This window comes from Bradyrhizobium iriomotense (assembly GCF_030160715.1).
Lineage (GTDB): Bacteria > Pseudomonadota > Alphaproteobacteria > Rhizobiales > Xanthobacteraceae > Bradyrhizobium > Bradyrhizobium iriomotense.
Genome location: NZ_BSOW01000030.1, coordinates 1 through 14,678, shown reverse-complemented (window position 1 = coordinate 14,678; position 14,678 = coordinate 1). Strand labels below are relative to the sequence as shown.

Genomic DNA, 14,678 nt, shown 5'->3' with positions numbered 1-14,678 from the left:
GTGATGCCTCCAAGCCTCGTTGAGATCGCTGAGCGCATCTCTCAAGAGAACAGGCAAAAGTCGAGCGGCTCTGTTAGTGACGTCGCTCTCGAGCGAGTAATCTACGTCCATAACTCCGCACCGCCATTTCTCTTTCCGGTTACGAGTCTAGCCACCGGGGTTGAAACGAAACTGCAAGACACGACACTCAATCGTGTGGTAATGTTCGAAGCTCGCCGCGACAGTTAATAAGCGGACTGCCGTCCCCTGGGCGCACCGCAACGGTCCGGCCGATGAACATCCCGTGCGTACCGACGACCTCGTAGTGGTGTAGAACGCACTCGAGAGCGCAGATCGCGCTTTGCAATAACGGTACATCGAGGGTCCCCTGATCCCAAGGAGCCGTATCGAACCGTTGGATACCTTTGGAGCCATCGCGGCCGGCGAATCGCAGAGCGATGTCCTGATGATCAATAGCAAGGAGGCTCACGCCAAATTTGCCGTTCGCAAGTATCGCATCGTGTGTCCCCGAACTGATATTGATGCCAACCAGCAAACAAGGGGGCTCTATGCAAATCGAGGTAATAGAACTCACCGTTAACCCACGCCGCTCAAGCGCCGTTCCCGTCGCCACGATCGCAACACCGCTGGCCAGATTTCGCATAGCCTGACGAAACTCGGCCGCCTCGATTGATTGAATCTCACTCATCGGACAAGACACCTAGGAACAGCAGCCCGCCTGTGGGGCAACGTGCAAGTTTGAGCCTTCGCCCTGTGCGGACATCGTGTTGCTCGCGGCCCTCGGGCTCTCCGACCTGGCGGCGAACAGTTTTGCGCCTTGTCACTGGCATTGGCTGGTCTTTGTCGAGGATCGATTGGGCGACACTTCTGGCCTCGACTTGACGTAGCCGAGCTTGATCAATACCACCGCCTGGGATGACGTGGGAAGGTCGGTCGTGGTCAGCTGCGATCGACCAGCTAGCTGATTGCGCTGAAATGTTTGTTCTTGCATGTCGTTTCCAGTTTCAGGTGGTCCGAGGTGGCCTTCCTCCCCGATCGAGATGCGTTCTTTCGGCTCGGTGACACATTGAGCAGGCGCCTCCGTTGGAACAATGCCGGTACGGGTGCCTCGGTCGAGTTTTTGACGAGACTTATCGTCATGATGGCCGAACATATCGCTAACGAGACTGCTGCGAGCCTCACAGTGACTGACATCAGCCCAGTCGTTCTCAAGGCGTAGGGACCAACGCGCCGCAACAGTGCGCAAACTGGTCATTTGCTGCGGTGCTCGGTGGTCCACAATGTTCCGACGTGCGATCAGCATTCGCGAACAACGCCATGTCGCTAGAGCCGACTTCGAACTCGTCGCACCAGGACTATTTGCTTCAGCGCGTTGCACTTCGACGCGTCCTCCAGATCCACAGACCATGTGAAGGCTGCTACTCTCGGCGTAGCTATGAGCGTTCCGGATCAACCGGTTGGACGTTTTGGTTGTCATTGATATGCCCCGGTGGCCACAGCTTAGTTTTTGGAGAGCAGCGCGCGAGTTGCTGTCGTCAGGTCGGACTGACGCATTAGACTTTCGCCCACAAGGAAGGTTGCGATACCGGCTCGTGAGAGCCGCTCGAGATCAGTGAACGCGCAGATTCCGCTTTCGCTGACAATCAGTCGATCCTTCGGGATCAGCGGTGCCAACGTTTCACTTGTCTTGAGATTTGTCACAAACGTGCGCAGGTTACGGTTATTGATGCCAATCATCTGCGAGCGGAGCTTGAGGGCGCGATCAAGCTCGGAGTGGTCATGGATCTCGATCAACACATCCATACCGTACGCTAAGGCCGCAGCCTCGAGGTCGTTGGCAGCCCCGTCGTCCAGCGCTGCCATAATCAGCAGAATGCAGTCGGCGCCACGAGCGCGAGCCTCGATCACCTGATAAGTGTCGAAAATGAAATCCTTACGCAAGACTGGCAGGTTGGTGGCGGCGCGCGCCGCTTCCATAAAATCAAGGTCACCCATAAAGGACGGTTTGTCCGTCAAGACCGAGAGGCAGGCCGCGCCCCCTGCTTCATACGATCTGGCAAGCGACGGCGGATGGAAGTCGGTGCGAATGAGTCCCCTTGACGGCGACGCTCTCTTGACCTCAGCGATGAGGGCATAGCCACCCGACGCGTGCTTTTTACGAATTGTGCTCAGAAAACCACGCGGAGACGGCGCACGCCGTGCGTGCGCGTCGAGCTCGGCACGCGGAAGCGCGCGCCTGGCAGCTGCGATTTCTTCGCGCTTATATGTCTCAATTTTCGTCAGAATATCCGGGTCAGTCATCTTGTCTATTCGGCGTTAGAGACTGCGACCAGATGCTTCAGCCGCGCGGCGGCGGCGCCACTGCCAAGTGATTCCTGTCCGAGACGCACGCCTTCCTTCAAAGTTGTGGCGCGACCGGCCACTATAAAGGCCCCTGCCGCGTTCAAGAGAGCAACATCGCGATATGGGCCTGGCATACCTTCGAGCACGCTTCGTAGTGCAATCGCGTTGGTATGGGGGTCCCCACCCTTCAGTTCCTCCTTTCCGTAACGGGGGAACCCGGCTTCTTCCGGCGTCATCTCGAAGCTGCGAATCTGGCCTTTGTCGAGGGCGCTGACAAAGGTGGGGCCGGTGAGCGTAATCTCGTCGAGCCCATCGCTGCCGTGCACCACCCACGCCGATTCCGCGCCGAGCCTCTTGCAGACTTCTGCTAACGGCTGCACCCACTTGCGCGAAAACACGCCGATCATCTGCCGCTTCACGCCCGCAGGATTGCAGAGCGGCCCGACGAGATTAAATATTGTGCGGGTCGCAAGCTCGATTCGGGTTGCGCTCACGTTTTTCAGCGCCGGATGGTGGGTCGGCGCAAACATGAACCCGATGCCGGCATCCCGGACACAGCGAGCGACACCTTCGGCCTTCAAGTCGATCTTGACGCCGAGCGATGCCAGTACATCTGCCGAGCCCGAGCGTGAGGAGAGTGCGCGATTGCCATGCTTGGCGACAGGAATGCCGGCGCCCGCGACGATGAAAGAAGCACATGTCGAGACGTTGACCGAACCCAAACCGTCGCCGCCGGTGCCCGCAATGTCGATCGATTCGGCCGGCGCATCGACCCGCACCATTTTGCCGCGCATCGCGGAAACCGCGCCGGTGATCTCCTCAACTGTCTCGCCGCGCACCCTCAGCGCCAACAGCAACCCGCCCATTTGCGAGGGCGTCGCCTGGCCCGACATCATACTGTCGATCGCCAAGGCCATTTCCTGCTGGTCCAACGGGACGCCGCTCGCGGCTTTGCCCATAATCCATTTGAGATTCATCGCCTGCTCTCAGAGCGGTCGGAGTGTGTTGCTAGCGCTTAACAATTGGGCAAGAGCCGGTGGATCGAGCGAGCCGCTTCCAAAGAAGCACGCGGTAACTGTAAGATGCTCCAGATCTCGCTTCCACCACACCCCACCTTCATCAGCATTCACGCGAACCGCGAGCGCAGCTGCATCATTGGCGCGGCAGTCGCTTTTGGTCGTGATCGATCCTTGAAGCCTACAACTTGACGCTGCGATAACTTCAAGCGATTTAGTGAACGAGCCAGAGGCCACACACTCACAAACGCAGACGGACTTTTCGCCAACACTGGCGTGCATCAGCCTGGCGAACATTGCCACAGGACGCACCCTCGACGCCGTTCGGCTCGCAATCTCGAGACGCCTCCCTGCGGGACCTTGGTAACACCTCTGCCGCTGTCGTGATTGAGCAGCGGCACGCGCGCCCAAACAGAGAAAAGCCGCCTGCCTAACAGCGGTGATGGCCAGCGCCACTGGCCGACGGTGGAGCGACGGCAATGATCGAGGGGCCAACGGTGCAATCTCAAGATGGCACGCGGAACCGTTCTCGTCAGAACTGCTTAGCGCGTGGTCCCGACGCGCATCAAAGACACGCGGGATCGTGAAATGGATGCCAAGATAGGCGGTCGCCTTTCAACCTGACGAACTCTCCTTTCAGCATCTTCCTATCAAGGTCCTTGCTTTTTTCGTGGAGCCGCATCGAGCTCGATCTGCGCCTTGGCATTTAGAAGACACCCCCGCCGGTGCACTCGGCGGGGGCTCTGCAGGTGGAGATGACGCGAGGCTCGCGAACGAGGTGTCGCATCAAGGGCCCGCACTCATGGGACGCTCTGACAACCGGCTAGCTCGGATTTCTTTGTCCGCACCAGCGCCTCCACGTCCATGATCGCGTACGGTCGATAAGACGGGCATCGATTACCGGAAGGCGCCCATGCGCGTTATCCGCTGAACCGCCGACTAGGCCCACCTTTCGGCTATCCGCCTCAGGCCTAAGCCCCGCTCTTACTATGAAGCATCAGAATGCTCTGCGCTTAGACAACTCAGTCGGACGTTCTGTAATGCGGGATGTTGGCCGAAGATAAGGCCCGTACAGACGATAGCGCTCACGCCTTTTTCGAGAGCGCCATGCGCGGATAGCGTACCCAGTTGCAAAACCCACGAACAAAATCGGAAGCAGAACTAGAAACAGCATCATTGAGAGGTCTCTCTTTCCAAAGCGGTTGCGCTTTCCCGGCGGAACAGCGAGGAGATCATGAAACGATCCCTTTTTGTGGTTTGTGTTGCGACACTAGTTTGCACTTCTACAACTTGACGCTGGGTCCGGTTCAAGCCCTCGACGGTTCTCGCGACGCAATATAATTCTGCTGGAGAAGCAGCAGCCGAAACTGCTTCACTCAAGGCCAGATCGCCGAAGATGGACTGATGATGTTCGCCGACATAGCTCAGCCGCTCACCTGGCGGCATCAGCTCTTGTGCACTATCTCGCAGGTCAGAAAACGAATCGGCTGTGCGCTGAGCCACCTTCCTGCTCGTGGAACGTCGGCATTCGATCACTCGTGCATCGCCCAGCTGCGCCGGTGCGGCGGCGCTGAGCGAACCGTTCAAGAGACAACCGGATCAATTCGCCACGGATGAATCATGACAGGCACCCGAGAACGTCGCGCTCCGCTGACATCTCGACTGCCTCGAGCTGGCGCTGCGCGCGGACGCAACGATGTTGTTTGGGATCGGTAGCTTGCAGCTTGACGTGGGGTTTACTGATCCTACAGAAGTCATAGATGGATACTCCACGCAACTGCGATCCTAAGGCTACGAAAATGAAGGTGAAAGAGCTTATTGAGGTTCTATCAGGATGCGAGCCGGATGCTGATGTCGTCATCCCGGACTCGTTTTCACCCCATGGTGCCTTCGCGGTGGTGAAAGCTGTCCAGACCGGGTGGACTTATAATCCGCAGCTTGCGATCGACGATATGTCCTTTTGGATCGATGGGGGCGACTATGTGGAGCCGCCGCGCGGTAGCTATATAGCTCGTGGAGTGAGGCTGCTCGGCCCAAAATGTGGACCTGTACTCGCAGTCCAATAGATCCTCAGAAACGGCTAACGTCGTAGCTAGCTTTAAGACATCGTTGCCTCGTCATCGCCCTCAACGACTTTGTGACGCCACCTGACAGCCCCTTCTGGTGCATTGGGTCGCGAACGCAAACAGATGGAAGAAGACGGACCAGATCTCTTGGTCAGCCGATGATGCGTAGCACGTTGCTCCGCTGTCTAGCCGATCATTAATCCTCCACTGAAAGGCCTTGGGGCCCTAAAAGAGGATGCCGAAATCCGTTCGCGGAGAAGATTTGTCGAAAGTCCAGAAATTAAGACCATCAGCTCTCGCCGGGCGGCGTTGGCCGCTCAGGTTGAGCTATTGGTGGCCTGGAAAGTGCGGAAGCGCAGAGCCGAAGGTTCTGACGCGGCCATCGAGCATTTGCGAGGCACGCATGAAAAAAGCCGTAACTGGTCAGAGCCAACAGCTCAAAACAGGCATGGTCGTATTAAGTCGAATCGGAATTTGCTGACCGGCCTGTCAGGCTTTGTGGCGACGCTTACGCGCAGGTCGATCAATGAGGAAGTCATCCAACTTTCGGCCGGCACGAAGTTGCGGGTCGAGCCATCTGGGTAACTTCCCACGCCCTGACCAGGTTTGCGCCGGGTTCTTCGGATTTCGATACTTTGGCCGCACAGGCGGGTAGGGCCGACGCTCACGGGCGGGCTTCTCAAGCGCTCCGATGGTTCGCAGCCGCTCCTCGAGGCTGACCTTTTCCGCCGCAATCCGTTGAGTGAGAGCGGCAGACACCATTGCATGGAGATTCCACAGCTCGTCGACACTCATTGACTTCAGGTCATTCATCTTCATTGCGGTCTGCCAACGCGAGAACTTTCATCGATCAAATACTCGCGCGCGAACTGATCTGCAAGCGCTATCGCGAGAGGCGAAACGAATAAACCATCGCTTGCCCTAGCGACCCTGACCCGAACTGCGCTGCCGCATCACGCGGTCGCGTGATGCGGCCTCTCGCAGCAAAGAAAGCAGAGACCGCGTTAACAGCCCGTATTCCTAAGCAATACATCACCCTCCACTGCGCGGGGAAACAGCCTTACCACTTCGAATGATGGTAAAAGCTCAAGTATGGCGTGCAGGGACAGCTGGCCTTCATAAAGCTCGCGGTCACTATATTCCGTGTAGATGAACCGCGTATTGCTCAAAGCCCGTTTGCCACCAGCGATGACATCGGACTCCGCACCCTGAACATCCATCCAAATCAAATCAATCTTGTCCACGTTAGCTTCACTGGTCCAGTCATCCAACCTTCGAGTTTCAACCGAGATTGGATGATCAAATCGAACCCATTCATATTCAGCAAGATGGTTCTTTGGCCGACGTATTGAGCCAGAGAGGTCCCATTCCTCCACCTCCCCGTCCCCATTGCTAGGATGGAAATCGATCGTTCCATTTCGATCGCTGATCGCGATTTCAAATAGACTCACGTTGTCGAGGTCCGGATTCATGTTCCTCTTAAAGCGGACCGCAGCGCGGGGGTCCGGCTCAAAACAGTAGAACCGCGCCTCGGGGCACAGCTCGAGAAACCGTTTTGTGTCGGTTCCATCATTACAGCCGATATCTAGAATAACAGGTCGTGAATTTTCCAGAAGTGAAACAAGCTGCTCGTGCACATCTAAAGACGACGTCGATTCTAGCATGCGCTGTAGTCCTCATGCATGGACTGCGTTATCGGCGTCCGTGGACCTTCTCTGAACAACGGCGTCATCTTCATTGAACCTCTCCTCTAGTTAAGTGCACGTGCGATTCTTGCCGTGCGAGCATCAGCGCTTTGGCGCCCTGCGTTCGGCCCACTTTCAACGCGCCTGGAAAGCGGGATCGTGCTGCCAAATGATTTGAGGTCGGCATGATAAATACTCTCATCCCATCCGCCGCTAGGGTCGGGCTCAACCGGCGCTCGCACGACGGGATATCCAAGCTGGCATGCCCATATTCAAGGACGACCTCGAATCGTCTTTCGGTCTTTGAGTGTCGATTTGATGCACGCAAGCAGTTCGCCTTTGTCGAACGGCTTACACAGGAAATGCGACACGCCGGCTTGCAGCGCGCGCGCACGGTTGTCGTCGTCGGGGCCTGCCACAAGCAGGATGATGGGAATTACGTTTCCGGATGCGACGAGCTGCTCGTATAAGTCGAGCCCAGTTGCGCTCGGCAACTGCATGTCCGCGATCAAACAAGACGTGCTGATGTCACTTTTTGAGCTCAGGAATTCATCTGCACTTCGGAAGAGCTCGGCCACGCAGCCGGCTGAAATGATCATGTTCATGAGTGGTTCGCGAACCGACTGATCGTCGCACATGACGGAGATGATATTGAGCGTGTGGGCCACTCGGACTAGATCTAGGAGGGACCTCTTTTGCACTTGCGACGCGACCTGGCCGCACTGCACTCGATCCTTCTGAAGCAGCATTAGACACCTGCAATCGATAGTTCTCGCCTTCGCCGCGAGGCTAAGACCGGAGCGAGCGATGGTTCAATCGAACGGTAGTAGGTATCCAACATAGAAATGGTTGCACTATTTATACGAAGGTTTGCCGACAGCCCTCGACCACGCGACGCTGGCAAGTTTTTGCGCGAGTTACTGAAAACACGTTGCTTTAATTGGTATCCGCCCTCGATGCTCGAGGCGAACCTGAGAATTCTTCTCGGTACCATTCTGATAGGCCTGAATTCGTCTCTGCGAAGCGGCGTTTGTTATCCGCCGTTCTCGCTAGCTCGTAAAATTGATTGTATCGATAGAACACATCCGAACAGTGGATGGGTCCGCATGATAAGCAAAAGCTGGCGGATGACTGCGGGTTACGGATCCACGTCGCTGTTCCTGAGCCCACAAAATGGACCCGATGCACCGTCCACGCTTCACGCCCGCGGACCTGCCTACAGCGCCTCTCCGTCACGAGGATGATGAGGCTCAATTGTTGATCGCGCGTTCTCCCTCAAGACGCCCCATGGGTCCGGTCATCCGACAACCCATATTTGTGCAGCGAGCCTAGCCGCTTCAGATGGACCAATCCCGACTATGCCGACGAGCCCCGAGGGTGGTGTTGGAATTGCCCGACTAGTCGGCCTCCACAGATGCAGACAGTATCGGTTGTTATTCACGTATTCGGACCGGGGCGGATGAAGCTGCATCACGCACTCTTCCTCGTCCCAAAATAGATCCTTGACGAAGCACATCTCCTGCCAATTCGGACAGCGCCGCGGGATCGAAACGGAGACATGTTCCCAGCCCGCCTGGAGCATTCCAACGATCTTGAGTTTACAGCCGCAGGGCCCCTGCACAATGAAGAGACCGCAAGGACCTGATCCCGGTGCGCTGGCGAATTGTCCATATCGTACGCGACCACCCTCGAGCTGGTCCGCAATTTGCACTCTCATGCTAGCTCCTTTTGCCGCGCAGATACACTGGATCTGACGGAGATCACGTTCTGCTCAGACGCTCCCTCGAGCGCTGCCGAGCGACGCCCCTTCTGCTTCCTCATCCGTTCACCTTCTACATCAATGAGATGCGTCGTTATTCCGCGCTGTCAGCTTTGCTTTGACGTGCTCGTCTTGGTTCGGCGCAAGGGGCGATCCCGCCGAAGCTGGGCAAGTGCCCCAGATTAAGCGACAGGGATTGCCACGCTTGCCGCCACTCCCATTGGCTCGCTCGTAGGATCCGATCTGAACGACCCAACTCCCCTTCGAGCCTCCCGAGCACCAGAAGCAACTCTAGCTCACCGATAAGCGACGAGCGGCGGCCTTAGCGCCGAACTCCGGCGTGGTCGTTGCAAACCTTCAAGCGGCCCGTCTCTTGAAGTAAACGGTTGATCCTACCAATGGTAGACTGCGCCATCACCACCGCTTTCCCTAAATTCTGCGAGATGGGTTGTTTTGTCGAACGACGGCCACGCCGAACATATTGTCTTATTCGGACCAAGGTCTGCGAGAAGACGAACCCGAACTATTTGATCCGATGGCGCTATCGGTCTCATCCGCTGCTTCATTCCGCGGTCGCCAAGGATCGGAGCCAAAGGAAATGGACGCGCCGCGTCCGCCCTCAAATGCTCCTTCTGCCATTGCCGACCGCCTGCGGGCGCTTCGGTACGAGCGCTCCGACCATACGGATCCTGATTTCGCTTGTGCCCTTCATCACGCATTGATTTGAATGCTCTTTGCACGTGTTTGATCCCCCGCGAGGCAGCCAACTCTCCCTGAGAGCCGACTACATCGACTTAACGTGTCGCCGTAAAGCCGATCGCGATTGTCTGAAGACCTACAACCTGACGCAACGTCAGATTCAAGCCACTCCGGTGGCCGGCTAAGCCTTATTCACTACCCAGCCAGCACCGTAGCTTGTTGAGGTCCGCGCTACGAAGCTAGCGCTGCGAAGGCCGCCAGAAACAGAGCGGGTTTGGTGCGACGTTAAACCGCCAAGCATTCGACAATTCCCAATTCGGCCACGAACATCGCTAAGACATGGCGCGAGCTAAAAAGGGGGACGACTCATGCAAGCACTACGGGACTGGACCATTAACTCTCCAATACGGAAAGATGCGGAGATCGAACAACTTCAGACCCAGCTAGAAGACCTGAACCAACGCCTGAATGAACTTGAGTGTCAGATTCCAGATCTTTCGGCCATAGCGGTAAGAGCGCTCACGTTATCTCGGGACATTGAGGATATTCGTTGCTCGGCGGACTCGATTGACGCACTAACAGAACTTCTTCGGAAATAGTTTTGTCTCGTTTTGGTCGTGGCATGGAACGTTGCGTACCTTACATCTGAATGTGCCGCCTCCAGATGCCCGTCGCGAGCTAACGGCCGACGTCCATGAGCTATAGAGCAATCGGCTACGTCCGGCTCAACCGAGATCTTCAGATATCGAATTCCCTGTCATTTTGTTTTGGCAGCGGAATTCGGATCGCTAGGTTACCCCTCCGGTCATGCCTAGTTCTTCAGCCGCACGGATTGGCGCCACGTTCGAGCCGGTAATCCCAAGGTCCGGGGCCTAACCCCGCCTAACCTATCCCGATTTCCTGAGGCTCGTGGGATCGATTCGGCAAACGCGCCCATTGAGCTTCTTGCGGTCGAGCTCGCCTTCCCACCAAGCGACGATCACGCAAGCGACGCCGTTGCCGCACAGGTTGGTTAGGGCGCGACATTCGCTCATAAACTTGTCGATGCCGAGCACGATCGCCATACCAGGCACGAGGCGCGGGTCGACTACCGCAAGCGTCGCGGCGAGCGTGATGAAGCCCGCACCGGTGATGCCGGATGCGCCTTTCGAGGTGAGCATGGCCACCACCAGGATGGTGATCTGCTGGCCGAAGGTGAGATCGACGCCGAGCGCCTGCGCGATGAACAGGGTCGCCAGGGTCATGTAGATATTGGTGCCGTCGAGGTTGAACGAATAACCCGTGGGCACCACGAGGCCGACCACCGACTTGGAGCAGCCGAGCCGTTCCAGCTTCTCCATCAAGGACGGCAGCGCGCTTTCCGAGGACGAGGTGCCGAGCACGATCAGAAGCTCGTCCTTGATGTAGGCAAGGAACTTGAAGATCGAGAACCCGGCGAAGCGCGCGATGGTGCCGAGAACGATGAACACGAACAATGCGGCGGTGACGTAGAACGTCGCGATCAGGCCGATCAGGTTGAGGATCGCGCCGGTGCCGAACTTGCCGATCGTGTAGGCCATCGCGCCGAACGCACCGATCGGCGCCGCGCGCATGACGATCGAGATCACGCCGAACACGGCATGGGCGGCATCGTCAATGAAGTTGCGGATCGCGTGGCCGCGCTCGCCGAGACCCATGATGGCGAAGCCGAACAGCACCGAGAACAGCAGCACCTGGAGGATCTCGCCTTGCGCGAAGGCGCCGACCACGGTGTCAGGGATGATGTGCAGGATGAAGTCGACGGACTTCTGTCCCTCGGCCTGCTTGGCGTAGTTGGCGACCGCATTCGCGCTCGCGGCGGCGCTGCCGAAGCCCGCACCCGGCTTGACGAGATTGCCGACGATGAGCCCGATCAGGAGAGCAAACGTCGACACAATCTCGAAATAGACCAGCGCCTTGACGCCGATGCGGCCGACCTTCTTGGCGTCCTGGATGTGGGCGATGCCGGAGACGACGGTACAGAAGATGATCGGGGCGATCACCATCTTGATCAGCTTGATGAAGCCGTCGCCCATCGCCTTGATCCAGTCGTTGGTCGCGAGCGAGGGCCATAGCCAGCCAACAATGGTGCCCAGCACAATGGCGATCAATACCTGGGCGTACAGAATCTTGTACCAAGGCTTCATGGGCAGCACCACGACGCGAAGATCGAGAGACATTTCAACGGCTCATCGCTCCGAGCCCACGTCGGAAGCGCGCGCCAGCGCCGCAAGTTCAGTTTCAAGCTTCGGCCGTTGCTTGAAAATTGCATCGATTAATGCCGGCACAGGTTGATCGGCACCCTCGACCAGCATGGCTTTCTCGGCGCGCTTGGAGGGAGCGAACACGCGCTTAACGATGGTTGGCGAGCCCTTAAGACCACATTTCGAGATATCTGCTATACCTGCATCCTGCGCGTTCCATTTTACGATGTCAGTGCGTGCCGCCCGCAGCGCATCCTTCATGCCACCTCGCCGGATCTCGTTTGTCGCCTCCAGCATGGTAATGAGACATGGAAGCTTGGTGCGCAGCACCTGCACGCCGCCTTCCGAACGTCGCTCTACCTCGATTGCGCGCGCCGCGAGATCCAGGCTCGTGATCTCGGCGACGTAGGTAAGCTGAACCACGCCAAGCCGCTTGGCAATACCAGGCCCAACCTGCGCTGTGTCGCCATCGATCGTCTGCTTCCCAGCGAAGATGAGGTCGGGTGGGCCGTACTCTTCTCCGATCTTACGAATGGCCGCCGCCAGCGCGTATGTCGTCGCCAGCGTATCGGCGCCTGCGAAAACACGATCGGTGAGCAACACAGCGCGATCTGCACCGAAGGTCAGCGCCTTTCGCAGCGAGTCTTCGGCCGCTGGTGGGCCCATGGTCAGAACGGTGATCTCGCCGCCACTCTTGTCGCGCAGCTCCATGGCGGCCTCGAGCGCAAACAAATCGTAAGGATTGACGATTGTCGGTACGCCCTGGCGCATAATGGTGTTCGTTACGGGATGGACGCGAATCTGCGCGGAGTCCGGAACCTGCTTTATGCAGACGACGTTATGCATTGGCCATCTCTCCAATAGCTGTGGGGAATTGGGACTAAAGGGGCAGATCTCACACCGGTGGACGGGCGTCGAGAATCAGACGTTGATGTAAGTGGATTGGCGCGGACTCACTGGGGGCGATGCTTGGTGGCCGCAACGCAACAATGCCGACGATACGTCGCAGATAGGACAATGGCTTTCGCATGCTCAGGCCAAGATGCGACAAGCGATACTGCGGCTGCGAGTAATCCAGGCGTTCCATACGAGTATCCCTTCGGGCGACCTTTAATCCGAGGCCGTCTCAAGTTTTTATGTTGTCGCCAGGCCGATGCGAGTTCCTGGCTTAGAGAGCGGAACAGGGCGGGCCTGACGAACGAGCGGAGCGCGCCGGCCCGCCCCTACATCACCAGGCTGCGTGGCGATGCTACGTTGGACAAAGCAAGTAGTGTGCCGAGAACCGAGAGCAATGCTTTCACAGGTAATTCGCGCGAGAATCCTCGAAGGGACGGCTCTTGCGAACATCACGTCATTCGAATTGTCACCAACGCAACAATCGGTCCGCGGCCTCCCAGGTACGCTTGGCAACAGCCTGCAGCCATAGCAGTCCTCGTTTTTCATCAGGAATGTTTGCGGGCTTTCGGAGCCCACGAGTGCGCCGGTCGGCCACCAAGACGCAAATTCGTGCTCCGTCGAAACGTGCAGCCCGAACCGCTTCGCAAGCGACGGGCCCGGACTGCGCTGCAATCCGAGCCCATAGCCTCAGCAACGCGGTAGCGCGGTTGTTCGGCTACAAACACAACGTAGATGGAGACGCTCTTAAAGCGCATTGATGTCGCTCAAGCGCTGCGCGTCGGCAAGCTGGGAAGGCCGAACAATCCCATCGCAAACAGCGGTCGACCGGAGGTCGTGCAACAGCATCCCACTTGCGATTTAAGGAGCGCGCCTACGCCCGAATAGTCTTTGGACAATTTCGCACGATTATCTTTGGGGATTGAATCGTACGTAGCGTGAAGTTGTAGGAACAGCTCAACGAGAGTCGCTCTCTCGGGTTGAGGACGACCTCAACTTGTATAGCAAACGAACGGCGCACTTTCCCGGTATCGTGAAACGAATGATGCTGAACAGGATTGGACTCTTGGCTTTCTCGACCGGATGAATTCCTTTGCATAGTTGGACTTTCGATAGCCCATCGTGTCGGCGTTCGCATGATTCTCTTTCCTGCTTGTCACGCGTACCGACCGTGGTGGGCCGAACGTTGATGTTTCACCCCTCCACTCATCGGTCTAGCCAACGCTAGGCGCGCTATCGATCAGAATGCGCAACCAGCTTTACGTGGCACCGAACCGCGACGACGTTCGAGCTCAAGGCGACTTGCTCGGGCGCGAGACGCAAACAACGCCAGACAAGCCAGTTCGAGATGCGATGGCAACATTTGCTCGCCTGGTTGAACGGAGCACTTATGAAAGGCATTGATTTGTTCATAATCGTCCTAGCCGGATTAACCTTGGGGGGCTTGGCTGCTGCCATCGCACGCGAGACGTTCGAGCGAGAGTTGCGTTGGTGGGAATACCTCGCGCTGTGGGCCGCCTCAATTGCTCTACTCTGCTGCATCGTCCGTATAATGGGCGTGGCTGAGACATGATTGCGGAATCTAAGTAGGCCACAATCGCATGAGCGTGCCCCGAGCGGAAATAGCCGGATGGTTGATCACGAGAGCGGCAAGCCACCGCGAATCGTCCCCCGTCCTTGATCTCTGGCACCGTCACACGCGTTTCGCGCGCGACGACGCGCGTGGAATACGTAAGAGGACACATGCGCGCAGCGCGGAACACGCCGGAGACCGCACGGATCAGATCGTTTGATGGCTGCGATCGCTTTTTCGACTTCTCCGCATGCAAGGCAAGGCCGATGCCCTATGCAGGGAACGAAACACTGCGGCATACCATCTCTCGTCAGCGGAAATGAACTAGTACCCACTTTTCTTAGATCGTGAGTCGTGATTCAAGGTCGGGATGATACCCGAAGCAAGAGAAGTCCGCCTTTCGAGGAAAGATCGCAAGGTG

At 57.4% G+C, this 14,678-nt stretch carries 12 protein-coding genes; all 12 read right to left on the bottom strand.

The annotated features are described in order from the left end of the window. Positions 1-187: 187 nt before the first annotated feature. The 12 genes from QQL28_RS33575 to QQL28_RS33525 all read right to left on the bottom strand — a co-directional run bounded on the left by QQL28_RS33575 (position 188) and on the right by QQL28_RS33525 (position 12,877). Positions 188-688, bottom strand: a complete 501-nt coding sequence (locus QQL28_RS33575) for a flavin reductase family protein (RefSeq protein WP_284272524.1) — start codon at positions 686-688, stop codon at positions 188-190. 132 nt (positions 689-820) lie between these two features. Continuing rightward, entirely contained in the window at positions 821-1,303 is a 483-nt protein-coding gene (locus QQL28_RS33570; protein WP_284272522.1) for a hypothetical protein, read from the bottom strand. A 197-nt stretch (positions 1,304-1,500) separates the two neighbouring features. Beyond that, positions 1,501-2,301 carry an indole-3-glycerol phosphate synthase TrpC gene (trpC, locus tag QQL28_RS33565; RefSeq protein ID WP_284272520.1) on the bottom strand — a complete coding sequence of 267 codons (801 nt, stop codon included), beginning with the start codon at positions 2,299-2,301 and terminating at the stop codon, positions 1,501-1,503. A 5-nt stretch (positions 2,302-2,306) separates the two neighbouring features. After that, positions 2,307-3,320 carry an anthranilate phosphoribosyltransferase gene (gene trpD / locus QQL28_RS33560; RefSeq protein WP_284272518.1) on the bottom strand — a complete coding sequence of 338 codons (1,014 nt, stop codon included), beginning with the start codon at positions 3,318-3,320 and terminating at the stop codon, positions 2,307-2,309. 1,212 nt (positions 3,321-4,532) lie between these two features. After that, positions 4,533-4,862, bottom strand: a complete 330-nt coding sequence (locus tag QQL28_RS33555) for a hypothetical protein (RefSeq protein WP_284272516.1) — start codon at positions 4,860-4,862, stop codon at positions 4,533-4,535. Between the two features lie 1,052 nt (positions 4,863-5,914). Beyond that, positions 5,915-6,244, bottom strand: coding sequence for an H-NS histone family protein (locus tag QQL28_RS33550; RefSeq protein ID WP_284272513.1), 330 nt, complete (start codon positions 6,242-6,244; stop codon positions 5,915-5,917). Between the two features lie 185 nt (positions 6,245-6,429). Further along, entirely contained in the window at positions 6,430-7,089 is a 660-nt protein-coding gene (locus QQL28_RS33545) for an FkbM family methyltransferase (protein WP_284272511.1), read from the bottom strand. Positions 7,090-7,382: 293 nt separating this feature from the next. Beyond that, positions 7,383-7,748, bottom strand: a complete 366-nt coding sequence (locus tag QQL28_RS33540) for a response regulator transcription factor (protein WP_284272706.1) — start codon at positions 7,746-7,748, stop codon at positions 7,383-7,385. A gap of 659 nt (positions 7,749-8,407) precedes the next feature. Further along, positions 8,408-8,692 (bottom strand): DUF7694 domain-containing protein, encoded by a 285-nt coding sequence (locus QQL28_RS46290; protein ID WP_431309684.1) that lies wholly within the window; start codon positions 8,690-8,692, stop codon positions 8,408-8,410. Positions 8,693-10,455: 1,763 nt separating this feature from the next. Next, entirely contained in the window at positions 10,456-11,766 is a 1,311-nt protein-coding gene (locus QQL28_RS33535; RefSeq protein WP_284272509.1) for a dicarboxylate/amino acid:cation symporter, read from the bottom strand. Positions 11,767-11,775: 9 nt separating this feature from the next. Further along, a complete protein-coding gene (locus QQL28_RS33530) occupies positions 11,776-12,636 on the bottom strand; it encodes an electron transfer flavoprotein subunit beta/FixA family protein (protein ID WP_284272507.1) in 861 nt (286 codons plus the stop codon). Positions 12,637-12,685: 49 nt separating this feature from the next. Continuing rightward, positions 12,686-12,877 carry a hypothetical protein gene (locus tag QQL28_RS33525; RefSeq protein ID WP_284272505.1) on the bottom strand — a complete coding sequence of 64 codons (192 nt, stop codon included), beginning with the start codon at positions 12,875-12,877 and terminating at the stop codon, positions 12,686-12,688. Between the last annotated feature and the right edge of the window lie 1,801 nt (positions 12,878-14,678).